The 14,935-nt window shown below is 30.8% G+C and carries 18 protein-coding genes; 9 read left to right on the plus strand and 9 right to left on the minus strand.

All coding sequences use genetic code 11. The annotated features are described in order from the left end of the window. Positions 1-14: 14 nt before the first annotated feature. Positions 15-965 carry a LysR substrate-binding domain-containing protein gene (locus tag Q4487_RS00515; RefSeq protein ID WP_100896354.1) on the minus strand — a complete coding sequence of 317 codons (951 nt, stop codon included), beginning with the start codon at positions 963-965 and terminating at the stop codon, positions 15-17. A 106-nt stretch (positions 966-1,071) separates the two neighbouring features. Between Q4487_RS00515 and Q4487_RS00520 the strand changes: the two genes are divergently transcribed. Beyond that, entirely contained in the window at positions 1,072-1,545 is a 474-nt protein-coding gene (locus Q4487_RS00520; protein ID WP_303543872.1) for a Dps family protein, read from the plus strand. Positions 1,546-1,626: 81 nt separating this feature from the next. Here Q4487_RS00520 and Q4487_RS00525 read toward each other — a convergent pair whose 3' ends face one another. From Q4487_RS00525 to rluF, 5 genes are all read right to left on the minus strand, one after another. Continuing rightward, positions 1,627-2,055, minus strand: a complete 429-nt coding sequence (locus tag Q4487_RS00525; protein ID WP_303543873.1) for a DUF2141 domain-containing protein — start codon at positions 2,053-2,055, stop codon at positions 1,627-1,629. Between the two features lie 246 nt (positions 2,056-2,301). Continuing rightward, positions 2,302-3,132, minus strand: coding sequence for a metallophosphoesterase (locus Q4487_RS00530; protein WP_303543875.1), 831 nt, complete (start codon positions 3,130-3,132; stop codon positions 2,302-2,304). A gap of 123 nt (positions 3,133-3,255) precedes the next feature. Then, positions 3,256-3,852, minus strand: coding sequence for an FMN-binding negative transcriptional regulator (locus Q4487_RS00535; RefSeq protein ID WP_303543877.1), 597 nt, complete (start codon positions 3,850-3,852; stop codon positions 3,256-3,258). 2 nt (positions 3,853-3,854) lie between these two features. Then, positions 3,855-4,685 (minus strand): endonuclease/exonuclease/phosphatase family protein, encoded by an 831-nt coding sequence (locus Q4487_RS00540; RefSeq protein ID WP_303543879.1) that lies wholly within the window; start codon positions 4,683-4,685, stop codon positions 3,855-3,857. Further along, positions 4,678-5,415 (minus strand): 23S rRNA pseudouridine(2604) synthase RluF, encoded by a 738-nt coding sequence (rluF, locus tag Q4487_RS00545; protein WP_303543881.1) that lies wholly within the window; start codon positions 5,413-5,415, stop codon positions 4,678-4,680. Before rluF ends, Q4487_RS00540 begins: the two co-directional genes overlap by 8 nt. Before the next feature lie 227 nt (positions 5,416-5,642). Here rluF and Q4487_RS00550 point away from each other — a divergent pair, with 227 nt between their 5' ends. The 5 genes from Q4487_RS00550 to Q4487_RS00570 all read left to right on the plus strand — a co-directional run bounded on the left by Q4487_RS00550 (position 5,643) and on the right by Q4487_RS00570 (position 8,825). Beyond that, entirely contained in the window at positions 5,643-6,965 is a 1,323-nt protein-coding gene (locus Q4487_RS00550; protein ID WP_100896347.1) for a 2TM domain-containing protein, read from the plus strand. A 31-nt stretch (positions 6,966-6,996) separates the two neighbouring features. Next, complete coding sequence (locus Q4487_RS00555; protein ID WP_100896346.1) at positions 6,997-7,302, plus strand: 2TM domain-containing protein; 306 nt, start codon at positions 6,997-6,999, stop codon at positions 7,300-7,302. Next, positions 7,302-7,634: a 2TM domain-containing protein gene (locus Q4487_RS00560; protein WP_100896877.1), complete on the plus strand. Its 333-nt coding sequence runs from the start codon at positions 7,302-7,304 to the stop codon at positions 7,632-7,634. Before Q4487_RS00555 ends, Q4487_RS00560 begins: the two co-directional genes overlap by 1 nt. A gap of 1 nt (position 7,635) precedes the next feature. Further along, a complete protein-coding gene (locus Q4487_RS00565) occupies positions 7,636-7,977 on the plus strand; it encodes a 2TM domain-containing protein (protein WP_100896345.1) in 342 nt (113 codons plus the stop codon). A 92-nt stretch (positions 7,978-8,069) separates the two neighbouring features. Beyond that, positions 8,070-8,825 carry a LytTR family DNA-binding domain-containing protein gene (locus Q4487_RS00570; RefSeq protein ID WP_100896344.1) on the plus strand — a complete coding sequence of 252 codons (756 nt, stop codon included), beginning with the start codon at positions 8,070-8,072 and terminating at the stop codon, positions 8,823-8,825. A 92-nt stretch (positions 8,826-8,917) separates the two neighbouring features. Here the strand turns inward: Q4487_RS00570 and Q4487_RS00575 are convergent, their stop codons facing one another. Beyond that, positions 8,918-10,102, minus strand: a complete 1,185-nt coding sequence (locus tag Q4487_RS00575) for an LETM1-related biofilm-associated protein (protein ID WP_303543886.1) — start codon at positions 10,100-10,102, stop codon at positions 8,918-8,920. Positions 10,103-10,246: 144 nt separating this feature from the next. Between Q4487_RS00575 and Q4487_RS17030 the strand changes: the two genes are divergently transcribed. From Q4487_RS17030 to Q4487_RS00585, 3 genes are all read left to right on the plus strand, one after another. Continuing rightward, the gene (locus tag Q4487_RS17030) at positions 10,247-10,924 is read left to right on the plus strand and encodes a DUF4331 family protein (protein WP_336622673.1); all 678 of its coding nucleotides are present in this window, start codon (positions 10,247-10,249) and stop codon (positions 10,922-10,924) included. Positions 10,925-10,945: 21 nt separating this feature from the next. Further along, positions 10,946-11,641, plus strand: coding sequence for a hypothetical protein (locus Q4487_RS17035; protein WP_336622674.1), 696 nt, complete (start codon positions 10,946-10,948; stop codon positions 11,639-11,641). A gap of 73 nt (positions 11,642-11,714) precedes the next feature. Beyond that, on the plus strand, positions 11,715-12,992 hold the full coding sequence (locus Q4487_RS00585; protein WP_303543888.1) for a lipopolysaccharide assembly protein LapB: 1,278 nt from the start codon (positions 11,715-11,717) through the stop codon (positions 12,990-12,992). 547 nt (positions 12,993-13,539) lie between these two features. Here the strand turns inward: Q4487_RS00585 and Q4487_RS00590 are convergent. Together Q4487_RS00590 and Q4487_RS00595 are read right to left on the minus strand one after the other, a co-directional pair. Then, positions 13,540-14,340, minus strand: a complete 801-nt coding sequence (locus Q4487_RS00590) for an anti-sigma factor (RefSeq protein ID WP_303543891.1) — start codon at positions 14,338-14,340, stop codon at positions 13,540-13,542. A 4-nt stretch (positions 14,341-14,344) separates the two neighbouring features. After that, positions 14,345-14,875: an RNA polymerase sigma factor gene (locus Q4487_RS00595; protein ID WP_100896338.1), complete on the minus strand. Its 531-nt coding sequence runs from the start codon at positions 14,873-14,875 to the stop codon at positions 14,345-14,347. Between the last annotated feature and the right edge of the window lie 60 nt (positions 14,876-14,935).

Consider the following 14,935-nt stretch of genomic DNA (forward strand, 5'->3'; position numbering starts at 1 on the left):
ACGGTGGCTTTTTTTTATGCTTTAATTTTATTGTTAATAGGACTAATAATTTTTACATCCTGAAAAGCAATTGCTCCACGTACAACACTTGTAATAACATCGTGTAAAGCATCAGTAATTTGTACTTTAAGTTCTTTTTTATGATATATTAAACTCACTTCTCTAGCAGGAGAAGGAGCTTCAAAATGCTTTAAATTTTCTTTCTTTTTGTCATCTAACTCAAGTGTGTTTAAATAGGGTAGTAACGTCATTCCTAAACCTTCATTAGATAAGTTTATTAGTGTTTCAAAACTACCACTTTGCAATCTAAAATGGTCAACAGTGTTGTTTTTTGGAGATTTACAAAGGTTTATAACGCCATCTCTAAAGCAATGTCCATCTTGTAATAAAAGCACATCATCTATGTCTAAATCTTCGGGAGTTAATTTTTCTGTGTTAGCTAGCCTATGTTGTTTAGGAATATACCCCACAAATGGTTCGTAATATAAAGGTCTCTCTTTTATAAATTCAATTTCTAAAGGAGTTGCAGCAATTGCAGCATCTATTTGTCCGTCTTGTAAATTTCTAATTAGCGTATCTGTACTTTGTTCTTTAATAACTAAGTTTACTTTTGGAAACTTAGATATAAATGCTTTTAAAAACATAGGTAAAAGAGTAGGCATAATAGTAGGTATAATACCTAAAACATATTCGCCACCAATAAATCCTTTTTCTTGATCTACTATATCTTTAATACGGTCTGCCTCGTTTACAATGTTTTTAGCTTGCGCAACAATTTTTTCGCCTACTTCTGTAATAGAAATTGGTTTTTTACTCCTATCAAAAATCTGAACATCTAACTCGTCCTCTAACTTTTGTACTTGCATACTTAAAGTTGGCTGTGTAACAAAGCTTTTTTCTGCTGCTAATGTAAAGTTTTGGTATTTGGCAACTGCCAAAACATATTGTAATTGAGTTATGGTCATTCTTAATAGGTATAAACTATAAAATTATAAAAACAAATGATTTTAATCATCCCCAAAAATAGTAAATACTAACTAACTTTGTTGTATCACAAAAAAGATAAATGTTATGGAATTAAACAGTATAGGATTAGAAGTAGAAAAAGCTAAAGAGCTAAACAGTAAATTAAATGTTTTATTATCTAGTTTCCAGGTTTATTACCAAAATTTAAGAGGTGTTCATTGGAATATTAGAGGTAGACGTTTTTTTGATTTACATATTAAGTTTGAAGAGTTGTACACAGACGCAAATGAAAAAGTAGATATGATTGCAGAGCGTATTTTAACCTTAGGAGGTAAGCCTTTGCACACTTTTGAAGATTATATGTCGGTTTCTAAATTACCAGTAGGTAAAAACATATCTATAGATGTAGAAGCTATAAAATTAATTGTAAATTCTTTAAAAGAATTACTAGTTATAGAGCGCGATTTATTAGACCTTTCTGATGATGCTAATGATGAAGGAACAAACTCTTTAATGAGCGATTTTATTGCTGAACAAGAAAAAACAATTTGGATGATGAATGCTTGGTTAGAAGAATAGATGATTGTAACCAAATTGTTCTATTTAAAAAGGAGATAAAGCATAGCTTTATCTCCTTTTTTTTACTTTTATTTACTGTTATTAAAATCTTAGTGCAAATTTTAAATCTTTGTCTTCTACCATAAATTTAGCTTCTGCAAAGCTTGGTGGGCCATAAGGTGTTGATGATCCAGAAATACAGTAGCTTTCTTTAGGCATACCATTAGCTTCTCTGTCCATTTGTTTGTTGTTATTTTCATCGTGCATTGCTAAAATAGCATATTCTCCTGCTACAATATCTTTAAAAACAATGGTTACTTTACCATCTTCTATAGTTGTAATTTTGTTTTGTAAGCCCATACCTCTCATAAAAGTCTCTGATGTGTGCAAGCCAGCCATAACTGTTCCGTCATCATTTAAAACATTATCTATGGTAATAGTAATTGTAAATGTTTTTGCTTCTGTTTCTGCCTGAGCATTTGAAGTAATTGTTATTAAAAATAATCCGAATAATAAGGCTATAGTTTTCATAATATTTTGTTTTTAAGTTGATTATGATACAAAGATGCTGTACTAGTTTAATTTTTTAAAATACAATAAACCCAACTGTAGTTTTTTTAAGCTGAGTTGTAGATTGCTTGCTTTAATTGATGAAATATGAATAATAGAATGTAGAGAATAGAGAGAATAAACTTTAAAGTAGAAAGTTTTAAAAGTGTTGCGTAATGCTATGAAATAAAAAACAGGTGTTGTGGGGAGGAAAATGAGACCTATTAATTAGTCTAAAAAAGTGCGGTTGTAACTAAACGGATTACTTTTGTTTGGATCTACGGTTACTTCTACAGCTCTGTGTCCGCCATCTATTTGTACACGTGTAATATTTTTTTCTGGCCAAGGTTTGTTGGTAAACCAAACGTGTCCGTCTCCTTGTAAATAAAGCACAGGTTTATTAAAAGCAGCAGCACTGCTTCTAAAAGTATTGGTAAAAGTATTAAACTTGGTGGCATCACCTTCTGTAATATTTGCGTGTCCAAATACAACTACGGCGTTTACATTGTCTTTTTCTGCTTGTAGGTGTTGTTGTACCCAATTGGCATTATCTGTTAATCTGGTTTCCCACTCGGTGATATTATGTACACTACTGCCAACAATATTAATACCTAAGAATAGTACTTTATTTTGTATCCAACTAAAGTTTTCTGGACGTTCTGTTTGGTAACTAATTTTAGGGCTAAAAGTCCAATTTGTATTCAATTTTAAAAAGTGCTTGTTCCAAAACGCTAACCCTTCTTCTGGGTTTGTACAGTCATTATATTCATTATCACCCAAAACAATAAAAGTAGGGGCGGTAAATTGCTTTAAAAGATTGCTTACGTCTACATACACATCTTCTGTGCAAGCATCTGCTCCTGGTTTTATATCTCCAACGTGAATTACAAAACTAGATTTAGCCCTTGCATTGTGTGCCGCAATTACTTTGGGTATAGAATCTCTTTGAAAGTCATTATAAGGAACATCCCCAATAGCAGTAAAAACAATTGGTTCTATAGCTTTTGGGTCTTCATTAGGTTCGTTGCTGTCATTATTAGAATCACTAGCGCAAGACATAGTTTGTGTTGCTAAAAAAACAAATACTAAGAGTTTAAATAATAAAGGTTGGCGGTTAATGATTATCATACTTAAAAATACAAAATAAAGCAGTACTTACTTGATTAACAATAAACAACTGTGTTATTTTTTCATATGTTTTGCAATTTCTTTAGCGCTTGGGTCTCTTTTTTCTAACTCTTCAATTATTTTTGGTTTGTCTTCCTCTCGTGTTTGCGAGAGTTTGTAGGTAGCTTGTATGTCTGTAATTTCAATCTCAAAAGCAACAATACCTTTTACTTGTGCTAATGTGCCTTTAGATAGGTTGTCTAAATGTAACGGACATTCTGATGCTTGTTCATACTTATCAACCAAATTATGTAATCCTTCCATAGCGGAGTCTTGGTCTACAATGGTAATTTTGCCGTAAACGTGTACAGCAATATAGTTCCAAGTGGGTACCTCTTCATCTTTATACCAGGATGATGATACATAGCTATGCGGTCCATTAAAAATACAAAGTACTTCTGGTGTTTCTTTAAAATTATGCCATTGCGGATTAGCTTTTGCAATATGACCTACAAGTATATCTTTTCCGTTTTTTGTTTGCAACTCTAACGGTATGTGTGTAGCCCAAGGTTTACCGTTAGTTTGGTTAACTAGTATGCCAAAACTATTGTTTTTAATAAAGGTTTTAACTTCTTCTGTGTTATTGTTTTGGTAGCTTGGCGGTATATACATTTTTATTCTTTTATTACTGTTGCTAATACGGGTAAATGGTCTGATATATGTTTGTTATTATCTAACCTATCATCTATAATTGTTACAGACAATACATTTAAGTGTTTTGCAAAAATATAATCTATTCTCTTTGTTAAGATATGATCTGTAAATCCATTAAAAGTTCCTTTAGGACCGTATGGAGCTGTTTTACTTATGCTGTAACTATCTGGTATGTAGTTTGTAATTGTAGTAATGGCTTCTGTAGTAGGAGTTACATTAAAATCTCCCATTATAATAACTGGGTAGTTTTTTGTGTTTAGGGTCTTAATTTTTTCTACAATTAACTTAGCAGAATTTTTACGGGCTTCTACACCAATATGGTCAAAATGTGCATTAAAAACCCAGAAATACTGTTTTGTTTTCTTATGTTGAAATAGACCGTACGTACAAATACGTTCCATTGCGGCATCCCAACCAACAGATATTTTATTAGGTGTTGTAGATAGCCAAAATGTATTTGAAGTTATAAGCTTAAAGTCATTATTATAATAAATAGCACTGTATTCTCCTTTTTCTTTGCCATCATCTCTGCCAACACCTATATAGTTATACTTAGGTAAATTAATGTTTAGGTAGTTAACCTGGTTATGTAAACCCTCCTGTATACCTAAAAAAGAAGGATTATAATGTTGTATTAAATCTACCATTTTATCTTTTCGGTAGTTCCAATTATTTATAGTGTCTCTAGTATTATCATACTTTATATTATAAGTCATTGCTTTTACTGCCTGACTAATAACTGTATTTGTTACAAATGCAAAAACTAGCGCTACTATAAATTTTTTACTCATTTTTATATGTTTTTGTAGAAGTAGATACTAACCTGTTTATTTCTTTGAGCTCTTCTTTTGTAAACTCACGGTAAGTACCAACTGGCATATCTAAAGAAATATTCATAATACGTACACGTTTTAGTTTTACAACGTTGTATCCTAAATACTCCGTCATTCTTCTAATTTGTCTGTTTAAACCTTGAGTAAGTATAATTTTAAACTCGTATTTACTTAATTTTTCTACTTTACATTTTCTGGTAATGGTATCTAAAATAGGGATACCATTACTCATTTGGTGTATAAAATCATCTGTAATAATATTGTCTACTTTAACAATGTATTCTTTTTCGTGATGATTTCTAGCACGCAGGATTTTGTTTACTATATCACCATCATTAGTTAAAAAAATTAAACCTTCACTAGGTTTATCTAATCTACCAATAGGAAAAATACGTTTAGGGTAATTTATGTAGTCTATAATATTGTCTTTTTCTACACGTGTATCTGTAGTACATACAATGCCAACGGGTTTGTTAAATGCTAGGTATACAAAATCTTCTTTAGACTCAGATATTAATTCGCCATCTACGCGTACTTCATCTGTAGGAACTATTTTGGTGCCCATTTCTGGTATTTTTCCATTGATGGTTACACGTCCTTGGTCTATAAGTTTGTCTGCCGCTCGGCGAGAACAATAACCAACTTCACTTAGGTATTTGTTAATTCTGGTAGCCTGTACTTCTTTCATTGTAATTGCTTCTCTGGTAGCAAAGATAGTAGATTGTTTTGCTTTATGCTCTTAAAAACTATTGGTTTTACACCTTAAACTACAGGATTGCATTAATTTTTTACAACTCATCTGTAAATATTTACAATTGGGTTCTAAATTATTTGAGTAAAGTAACTAATGCCTCAACTTTGTAACAGATAAGAACAGTAATTATTTAGTAAATTAGAGCCAAATCAGATTTTAAAATGTTCAATATTAAAAAAATATTAAAAATAAGTATTTACATTACAATTGTACTAACAATTATAAATGTGTTGGGTACTATTAGTAACGGCTTTTCTTTAACCAATACATTACGTAGTGTGGCCATTGGTTTTTTGTATTCATTTGTTTTAAGTTGTGTAAACTCTTATTATTTTCAGTATATATCTAGTATTTATAGCTGGGAAGAGCAACCTAAAAAAAGACTATGGCTTGGTGCATTGGGGTCTGTAGTACTAACACTTATTGCCTTTGCAATTGTAAAGTTTATAATAGCTATTGTACTTTTTGGTAATAGTGTAGAGCAGTATGTAAACAGCCAAACGTTATCTCCGTATATGATTGCTATACTAATATCTATAGTGGTTTCTTTAGCATTACATGCTTATTATTTTTATAAGTATATACAAGACTCTAAAATAAAAGAGCAAAAAATTATAGCAGGTACAGCATCTGCAAAGTTTGATGCTTTAAAAAATCAGTTAGATCCACATTTTTTATTCAATAGCTTAAATGTGTTAACTAGTTTAATAGAAGAAGACCCGTTCCAGGCACAAAAGTTTACCACATCATTATCTAAAGTATATAGATATGTTTTAGAACAGAAGAATAAAGATTTGGTTACAGTAGACGAGGAGTTAAAATTTGCAAAAACATACATACGCTTACTAAAAATGAGGTTTGAGGATAGTATTGTTTTTGATGTACCAGAAAAAAGTAGTAATCCAGATGCCAAAATAATACCATTATCACTACAATTATTGTTAGAGAATGCGGTAAAGCACAACATAGTATCGTCTAACAAGCCTTTGCACCTAAAGGTTGAAGAAGTAGATAGTATGCTAATTGTGAGTAATAATTTACAAGAGAAAAAAGTAGTTAAAAAGAGTAGTGGAGTAGGACTTAAAAATATACACCAACGCTACCAAATGTTAACAGACAGAACAGTAATCATCAACAAAGACGCAACAGAATTTAGTGTGCACTTGCCAATCTTAACCAAACAAGTATCAACTATGGAAACACAAAAAGTACATTTAGACGAAAAACGCTATCAAAGAGCAAAAGAGAGAGTAGAAAAAATAAAAGGATTTACATACAACTTAGTATCATACTGTTTTGTAATTCCGTTTCTAATATGGTTAAACTACCAAACAACAGATTTTCCTTGGTCGGTATTCCCTGCCTTTGGTTGGGGGTTAGGTTTAGCAGCTCACGGTATGGAAGCCTTTGGTTATAACCCTTTATTTGGTAGAAACTGGGAAAACCGCAAGATTAAAGAGTATATGGAAGACGATAAATTTTAAGAGAAATAACTAACCAACTAAAAATACAACTATGGAGATTAATACTAACGAAGATAAATACACAAGAGCCAAAGAGCGTGTAAAGAAAGAAAAAGAGTTTTACAACAAAGTAATATCATCTGCTTTTACTGTAGCTGTAGTAGCTGCAATTAACTATTATGTTAACGAATTTAGTAATCCTTGGTTTTTGTGGGTTGTATTAGGTTTAAGTATTAGCCTTGTATTTAAGGCGGTTAAAGCTTTTAATATTTTCCCTTTTATGGGTAAAGATTGGGAACAAAAGAAAATTAACCAATTAATGAAAGAGGAAGAAGAAACCAACAAAAAATGGAGGTAATGGAAGATTATAATCAACAATATAGAAACGAAAAGCTAGAAAGAGCTAAAGAAAAAATAAAGGAACTAAAAGGGTTTTACATTCATTTAACGGTGTTTATTTTAGTAAACCTGTTTATTGTAGGTAGTGTTATTTTTAGTTCTGGTTGGAACGGATTTTTAAATATAGGTACATATTTTACACCATTTTTTTGGGGAATAGGTTTAGTAGCACATTACTCTAAAGTTCACGGCTCATTACCATTTTTTAGTAAAGATTGGGAAAAGCGTCAGATTGAAAAGTATATGGAAAAAGAAAAAAGGGAGTCAGATGACTTTTTAAAAAAGAAATAAGATGAAAAAAGCACCATTAAGTAAGTTAGAAAGAGCAGAGAAAAAAGTAAAAGAAATTAAAGATTTTTACAATCATTTAGGTTGGTTTTTAGTGGTAAATATTGTGGTATTAATTATTAGATTTAAGCTGTTTGATATCTTCTCTTTTGATTCTGTTTCTGTAGGAAAAAACATAACCGTTTGGATAGATGTTAATATGACAGTAATGCCATTACTTTGGCTGTTTGGGTTAACCTGCCACGGACTATATGTTTTTAAAGATAAGTTTCAGTTTTTTAAAAATTGGGAACAAAGACAAATTGAAAAATATATGGAACAGGATGACGATGTAAAATACATGTAGTTTTAAATTACAGAACCTTAATTTATAAAATAGCATAGGAGTATTAAATTGATTTTTTCTATTTTGCCAACAACAACTAAATAACCAAACTAATGAATGTAATTATTATTGAAGATGAAAAACCAGCAGCAAGAAGACTAAGTAGATTACTTGCAGAATTAGATGTAACAGTTTCTACTATGTTGCACTCGGTTGAAGAATCTATAATTTGGTTTAATGAGAATAAGCACCCAGATTTAATTTTTTTAGACATACAATTATCAGACGGTTTATCTTTTGAAATTTTTGAACAGGTAGATGTAAAAAGTGCTATTATTTTTACCACTGCTTATGACGAATATGCACTGCAAGCTTTTAAATTAAATAGCATAGATTATTTACTTAAACCAATAGATGATGAAGAGCTAGAAGTTGCTGTAAATAAGTATAAAAATATGACCGCTTCTAACGCAAAAATATCGGTAGATTTTGAAGACATAAAAAAGCTACTAGTAAACCCAATAGAACGCGAGTATAAAAAACGATTTACTGTTAAAGTAGGGCAGCATATAAAAATTATAAACGCAGATGATATTGAATGTTTTTTTAGTGAGAACAAAGGTACATACGCAGCAACTGCAGATGGTAGAAATTATTTGCTAGACATTACTTTAGAAAATTTAGAATCTGAGTTAGAACCTAAAAACTTTTTTAGGGTTAGTCGTAAGTTCTATGTAAATGTAAACTATATAAAAGATATTGTATCTTACACAAATTCTAGACTTCAACTGGTATTAAATAAGTATAATGATTCTGAAATTATAGTAAGTAGAGAAAAAGTAAAAGACTTTAAGTTGTGGTTAGAGTAAACCTTTTTAAAATATTGGTATTAAATTTATTAGTACATAAAAAAACCTAGTATAAGATTTATCTATGCTAGGTTTTTTTATGCAATTTAGGCTTATTCTTCAATCCTGTTTTCATCAAAAGAAGATGGTAGTAATTTAGGAATTAATTTTATAAAAATAGGAAGCAATATAGCTCCTCCTGGTAACATAAAAATAGCTAAAGAAGGTATACTCTTAAAAATATCTAGCAGTTGGTTTTGTACTTTTCTCTTCTCTTCCACACTTAAATTTGTAATGGTAGATTTAGATATTAACGTAACCAATTCTTTACTTTCAGCTAATTCTTTTTGTAACCTTTTGCTATTTCTTAGTATTAATTTGTTAGCAAATTTAGAGGTATTATTATAAAATTTTTCGGCTAAATTATGATCCTTTAAATACGGAATTTCCTTTGCGTTTTCTTTAAAAAAAACAGCTACTTTTTTAATAGATTTTTTAACCTTTTTTCGTTCTAAATTTAGGTCGTTTGCAATGCTAAAAACAAACTCAGATTCTTGGTAGTCTAAAGTTAAATCTTCCCATGCTGTAACGCATACAATATCCATTAAATATTGATATACTTCTGGTGTAAATTTATCAATTAAACACGCTCTGTAATGTGCATCAAAATGATGATAATCATCTGGTAAAAATGATAATGAAGCAATAAATAAATAACTTAAACGCTCATCATATTTTTGCTGTTGTTTAGAATTTAAGGTGTGATGTACAAGATTTATTAAGATATATTCTATCTCTTCTGCATATTTTTTTATGCCTTTTTCATCAGTTAAAAAACGCTTAAAAAGTAAAACATCAACAAAAAGTAAGGTGTTGGTAACAGAGCTTCCAAATGTTTTATTAATTAAATTTTCCTCTAAAAATACTCTAGATTTTAAAATAGCTTCTAATTTATTACTTGCTTTAGATCCTGTAAAAATCGTATCAAAAAAGCTAGAGTTTACATCTAAAGCTTCATAAAAATGAGTTGTTTTTTTTATGAAATTAGCGTAATTATAATCTTTATATTCTAATATATATGTAAAATATAGGGCAGAAATTAGATTAGCTTTTGCATTTTCATCTTCTGTAGGGGTATGTGTAATTGGAATGAATTGTAGCCATTTTACGTGAATTCCATATATAAAACCTGTAGTACAAAGACTACGGTATAAGTCATTAAAATTAGTGTAGACAACATTACTATTAGTAACTACTTGTCCAAACTTATCTATCCAACCAGAAGCAGACGGGTTCATAACTTAATTTTTTGCTAAACTATATATTGTATAGATGCAATATATGCTTTATTTCTGTTTAACAAAATTTTAACAATTAAAAACCAAACCCTACTTTTTAAAGCTCCGTAAGTAGGGGTGAATTTATAATTAAAACATACTACAATGAGAAAAAACAGAAATTTATTAGTTGTATGCTTACTAGCAATAGTGGGTGTAGTTTTAGTAGCGGCAGATCATATTGATGCGCCTTCTACTACAGGACAAACTGCAGATATTGCAGATTTTTATGCTTTTGAACCAACAACTGGTTCAGACAATACAGTATTTGTTGTTGATCTACAAACTAACGTTTTACCAGATTTAGCTTATGGTTCTTTTGATGAAGGTGTATTAACTGAAATAAATATTGATAGAGATGGTGATTTGGTAGAAGATTTGGTAATACAAGCAATACCTAGAGATGGTAAAATGTACTTTTTTGGTCCTGTAGAGCCTTCTTCTACTGGTTTAAATGGAGAAGTTATGGTAAATGCTCCTTTAGGGTCTGTTGCTATATCTGGTGCTACAGCAACTATAGAGGAACTATCTAATGGTGTTAAGTTATTTGCTGGTCCAAGACAAGATGCTTTCTTTTTTGACTTTACACAGTTTAATGCTGTAATAGGTGGTATGGCTCCAGAAGGTTTTAAGGCTTCAGATGAAGCTACAGATACTTTTAATGGTGCCAATACAATGTCTATTGCTATAGAAGTTCCTAATACTATGTTGGGTACCACTACCGCTACAAATGCTCTAGGTTTAGAAGTGTACAAAACTTGGGTAACTACAAATAAAAAATAATAATACTAAAAACTTACAATTATGAAATTATATAATATAAAACATCTTGCCTTAGCTTTTGGGGCGGCATTAACTATAGCGTCTTGTTCTGATGATGATAACGGAGATATGAATATGGAGCCAGAGGCAACAGATTTTTCTGGTACATACACACAGGTAGACCATATGGGTAGACCAGGTATTAACACTGTTTTGTCTTATGATATAGATGGGCAATCAAGTGTAAAAGATGCCCAAAATGTTACAGTACCTTCAGAAATGGGTACAATGTTTCAGGCTGGTTTTGAGGCTAGATTAGAGCAGTACCATGATGTTTATGCCAATTTATTAGGAGCAGATCCTGCAGATGTAAACTACGAGAACAATATTTTAGGTCTAGATGCAGTAACATTAACTAGCTATTTAGCAGCAGATGTATTAGAAGTTGCTCCAAACTTACCAACTACATATTTTAATCCAGGTACAGATAATGATGGTGATGGAAGAATTCTTGTTCCAGATGGCGATGAAGTTGCTTTAACTGGAAGACTAATAACAGATGATGTTATTGATGTGTCTTTAATATTACTTTTTGGAGGAGCAGAAGGAGACCGTTTTAGTGGTCAAGATACAGATGGTGATGGTACGGCAGATTTACCTCGTTTAACATCAGATGGTGTTAGCTTAACAGCAACAGTTTCTACAGATTTCCCTTTTTTAGGAACTCCAGAAAACTAATTTACAATAGCCATAAAGGGAGGTTTAACCTCCCTTTTCTCAACTTATATTTAACTCTACAAAATTTAATAAAATGAAAAATATAGCCTTATTTACCCTTTTAATTACGCTTGCTTCTTGTAATTTAGAAGGTAATTCAGCAATTACAAATGCCAAAGATTATAATGCATTTTTAAAGGTTGATGCAAAAAAAACAACATCAAGACAATATGAGTTATGGAACTCAAAAATAAAGCCAGACAGTATGCAAATTGCCAGTTTTGGTATGGTTGCACAAGAGTACAACAGGTACTTTAAAAACACGGGTAAAATAGAATATCTTAAAAAGGCAGAACAATGTTTAACAAGAGCCGTAGATGTTGCAGCAGTTAATAAAGCAGATTTTTACAGATCGTTGGGTCGTAATTATATTTCTCAGCATAGGTTTAAAGAAGCTTTAGAAATGGCATTAGCAGCCCAAAAAATGGGAAGTGGAGTAGCGCAAACACATAGCCTTTTGTTTGATGTATATATGGAACTAGGTGAATATAAAAAGGCAGAAGAAAATTTATTATCATTAAAAGATAAAAACAGCTTTGGTTATTTAATTAGAATAGCAAAATGGAAAGACTATAAAGGAGATTTAGATGCTACTATAGTTTATATGGAAAAAGCGAAACAGTTGGCAGAAATGTCTAACAATACTAATTTAAAAGTATGGTCTTATACAAATATAGCAGACTATTATGGGCACGCCGGAAGAATTAAAGACTCTTACAAGTATTATTTAAAATCTTTAGAATTAGAACCTTACAATGCATATGCTAAAAAAGGAATTGCTTGGATTGCTTTTTCTTATGAACGTAACCCAACAGAAGCATTACGTATTTTAAATGCAATTACTAAAAATTATAACACTCCAGATTATTACTTGTTAAAAGCTGAAATAGCAGAATATCAAGAAAACAAAACAGAGAAGCTTAAAAATATGGATAGATACATAAAAGCAGTCAAAAACCCTGCTTACGGAGCTATGTATAATGCCTATAATGTTAACTTTTATTTAGACTATACAGATTTGTATGGCAAAGCTTTAGAAATTGCAAAAGAAGAGATTAGTAACAGAAAAACACCAGAATCCTATATGTTACTGGCACATAGTTTTTACAAAAAAGGAGATGTATCAAACGCAGTAAGTATTATTAAAAAGCACATAGATGGTAAAACGTTTGAACCACATATTTTATACAATGCAGCAGAAATATACAAAGCTGCTGGTGATACAGAAAAGGTAAAGGAGCTAAAGACAGAATTAACAGGTGCCATTTATGAATTAGGGCCAAATATGGAGAAGAAAATAACAAATTTATAGGTAGGTAATAAAATATTTACAAGTACAACTTTTGTAGAGTTTAGTTGTAGGTTGTTGCTTAAAGCACTGAAACGGTTGGGTTTCGGTGCTTTTTAGTGAAGTGTAATTTTAAGATTTTTTTATGTTAATATACTAAAACAATAAAAATGCAGTTTTAATAAAACCACTTAACCTAAAACTCCGTATGTAGTAAAAATAGGAGTAGTACTATTTAAGAACTATTGCTATTAAAACATATTTGTTATGGAATATTATTTTTTTATTATTTGGATAGCCGTAATGGCATTTTATTGTTACAAGTTGTTTTCGGCTCATAAGTCTTTGAAAAAAGTAGAGTATAATAACGCTCATAAATTAAAAGAAAAACAGATTAAAATACACAAGTAGTGTTTTTTAAATTCTGAATTAAAATATGTTTGTTTAACATTTATTGGTTTTGTTAAATATAAAGTCCTGTGTTCGCAGGGCTTTTTTTATTGTTATAAGTTTTACGCATAAAAAAATCCTCTATTTCTAGAGGATTTTTTGATTTAATATGTGATTTTTTTTAAGAACTAGCGGCTACACCTAAAGTGTATAATTGCTCCAGTGTAGGAGACTCGCTACCACCTGCGGGTTCTAGGGTAATACCAAAGGCTTCTGAATTGTTGGCATTTGCTAAAGCAAATATTTTATTTTCATCTCCCTTAAAATCTTCAAGTAATCCTAAGCTAGTTGGTGTTAAAGGATCAAGTTTTAAAGACCACACTTGGTAAACAAAACCATCTGGTGGCTCTGGTAATCCTTTAGCATCTATAAATACTTTTTGTTCCTTTTTGTTCCAATATGCTTTTGCAAATGACTCTGGAGAAACTGTTTGTCCTCCTAAAGCAACAACATCTATATCTTTATCTCTAATTGTATTTAATAAATCTTGTGTTTCAGTTAAAGAATTATTTGCATTGTCAATTTTAGATTCTAAGTCTACTTTCTCTTTTGAAACTATTTCGATCTTAGACTCTAAATCTTTATTCTGGTTGTACATCCACAACATACCTGCAGATAAAACCACAGCAGCAGCCCAACCAGTATAAGTTGCCCAGCTGGTTTTTTGTTTAGGTAATTGTACAACTTTAGTCTCTTCTGTAAAATTAAGTTTACGCTTAATAGAGGTAAACATACCACTATTTATTTTAGGCGAAGCAGATTTACTAAGTGCTAGTATAGACGCTTCTATGGCCTCTATTTCTTTTTTAATTTCCGGGTACTGTTCTGCGTCTTTATGTATTTGCAGGTTTTCCTCTTCAGAGAGTAACCCAGCAACATAAAGTTCTAATTTTCCCGATGCTATGTATTCTTCAATATTCATATACCTAGTCTAATACATTTTTTCTTAGTTGCGATATGCAACTTCTATTTCTTGTCTTAATTGTTCCCAAAGGAATATCTAATTCTTCTGAAGCTTCTTTTTGAGTGTAGCCTTTAAAGTATAGCATTTCTATAATTTGTACGCACTTGTCTTTTAGGTTTACTAAAAACTTTTTAATTCCAATAGCATCCATTTGACTATCAAGATTATTACCATCTTCAAGTATACTTACGAAGTAATCTGCAGATAGGTTTTGTTTGCTGTTTTTGTGGGATTTAGAACGCACTTCGTCTATTGCAGCATTACGAGCTATATTTAAAATCCAAGTAAAAAACCTGCCTTTAGAAGAGTTGTATTTGTCTGAGTTATTCCAAATTTTAACAAACACGTCTTGACAAATTTCTTGTGAGATGTCTGTGTTTTTTACAATTGTATTTATAACACCACAGATATTTTCAGCATACATATTATATAGCTTTTCAAAAGCTTTGGGATCTTTCTTTTGAAATTGTATTACTAGGGTTTCTAATTGCATATATTGTATTTACTGTTGTAAGATAATATAAAAAAGCTACATAAGTGTAGCTTTTTTATA

It is taken from the genome of Cellulophaga sp. 3_MG-2023 (genome assembly GCF_030546975.1).
Classification (GTDB): domain Bacteria; phylum Bacteroidota; class Bacteroidia; order Flavobacteriales; family Flavobacteriaceae; genus Cellulophaga.

Coding starts and splice junctions, on each gene's coding strand:
- Q4487_RS00515 (WP_100896354.1), bottom strand. CDS start 965: ATGACCATAACTCAATTACAATATGTTTTGGCAGTTGCCAAATACCAA.
- Q4487_RS00520 (WP_303543872.1), top strand. CDS start 1,072: ATGGAATTAAACAGTATAGGATTAGAAGTAGAAAAAGCTAAAGAGCTA.
- Q4487_RS00525 (WP_303543873.1), bottom strand. CDS start 2,055: ATGAAAACTATAGCCTTATTATTCGGATTATTTTTAATAACAATTACT.
- Q4487_RS00530 (WP_303543875.1), bottom strand. CDS start 3,132: ATGTCTTGCGCTAGTGATTCTAATAATGACAGCAACGAACCTAATGAA.
- Q4487_RS00535 (WP_303543877.1), bottom strand. CDS start 3,852: ATGTATATACCGCCAAGCTACCAAAACAATAACACAGAAGAAGTTAAA.
- Q4487_RS00540 (WP_303543879.1), bottom strand. CDS start 4,685: ATGAGTAAAAAATTTATAGTAGCGCTAGTTTTTGCATTTGTAACAAAT.
- rluF (WP_303543881.1), bottom strand. CDS start 5,415: ATGAAAGAAGTACAGGCTACCAGAATTAACAAATACCTAAGTGAAGTT.
- Q4487_RS00550 (WP_100896347.1), top strand. CDS start 5,643: ATGTTCAATATTAAAAAAATATTAAAAATAAGTATTTACATTACAATT.
- Q4487_RS00555 (WP_100896346.1), top strand. CDS start 6,997: ATGGAGATTAATACTAACGAAGATAAATACACAAGAGCCAAAGAGCGT.
- Q4487_RS00560 (WP_100896877.1), top strand. CDS start 7,302: ATGGAAGATTATAATCAACAATATAGAAACGAAAAGCTAGAAAGAGCT.
- Q4487_RS00565 (WP_100896345.1), top strand. CDS start 7,636: ATGAAAAAAGCACCATTAAGTAAGTTAGAAAGAGCAGAGAAAAAAGTA.
- Q4487_RS00570 (WP_100896344.1), top strand. CDS start 8,070: ATGAATGTAATTATTATTGAAGATGAAAAACCAGCAGCAAGAAGACTA.
- Q4487_RS00575 (WP_303543886.1), bottom strand. CDS start 10,102: ATGAACCCGTCTGCTTCTGGTTGGATAGATAAGTTTGGACAAGTAGTT.
- Q4487_RS17030 (WP_336622673.1), top strand. CDS start 10,247: ATGAGAAAAAACAGAAATTTATTAGTTGTATGCTTACTAGCAATAGTG.
- Q4487_RS17035 (WP_336622674.1), top strand. CDS start 10,946: ATGAAATTATATAATATAAAACATCTTGCCTTAGCTTTTGGGGCGGCA.
- Q4487_RS00585 (WP_303543888.1), top strand. CDS start 11,715: ATGAAAAATATAGCCTTATTTACCCTTTTAATTACGCTTGCTTCTTGT.
- Q4487_RS00590 (WP_303543891.1), bottom strand. CDS start 14,340: ATGAATATTGAAGAATACATAGCATCGGGAAAATTAGAACTTTATGTT.
- Q4487_RS00595 (WP_100896338.1), bottom strand. CDS start 14,875: ATGCAATTAGAAACCCTAGTAATACAATTTCAAAAGAAAGATCCCAAA.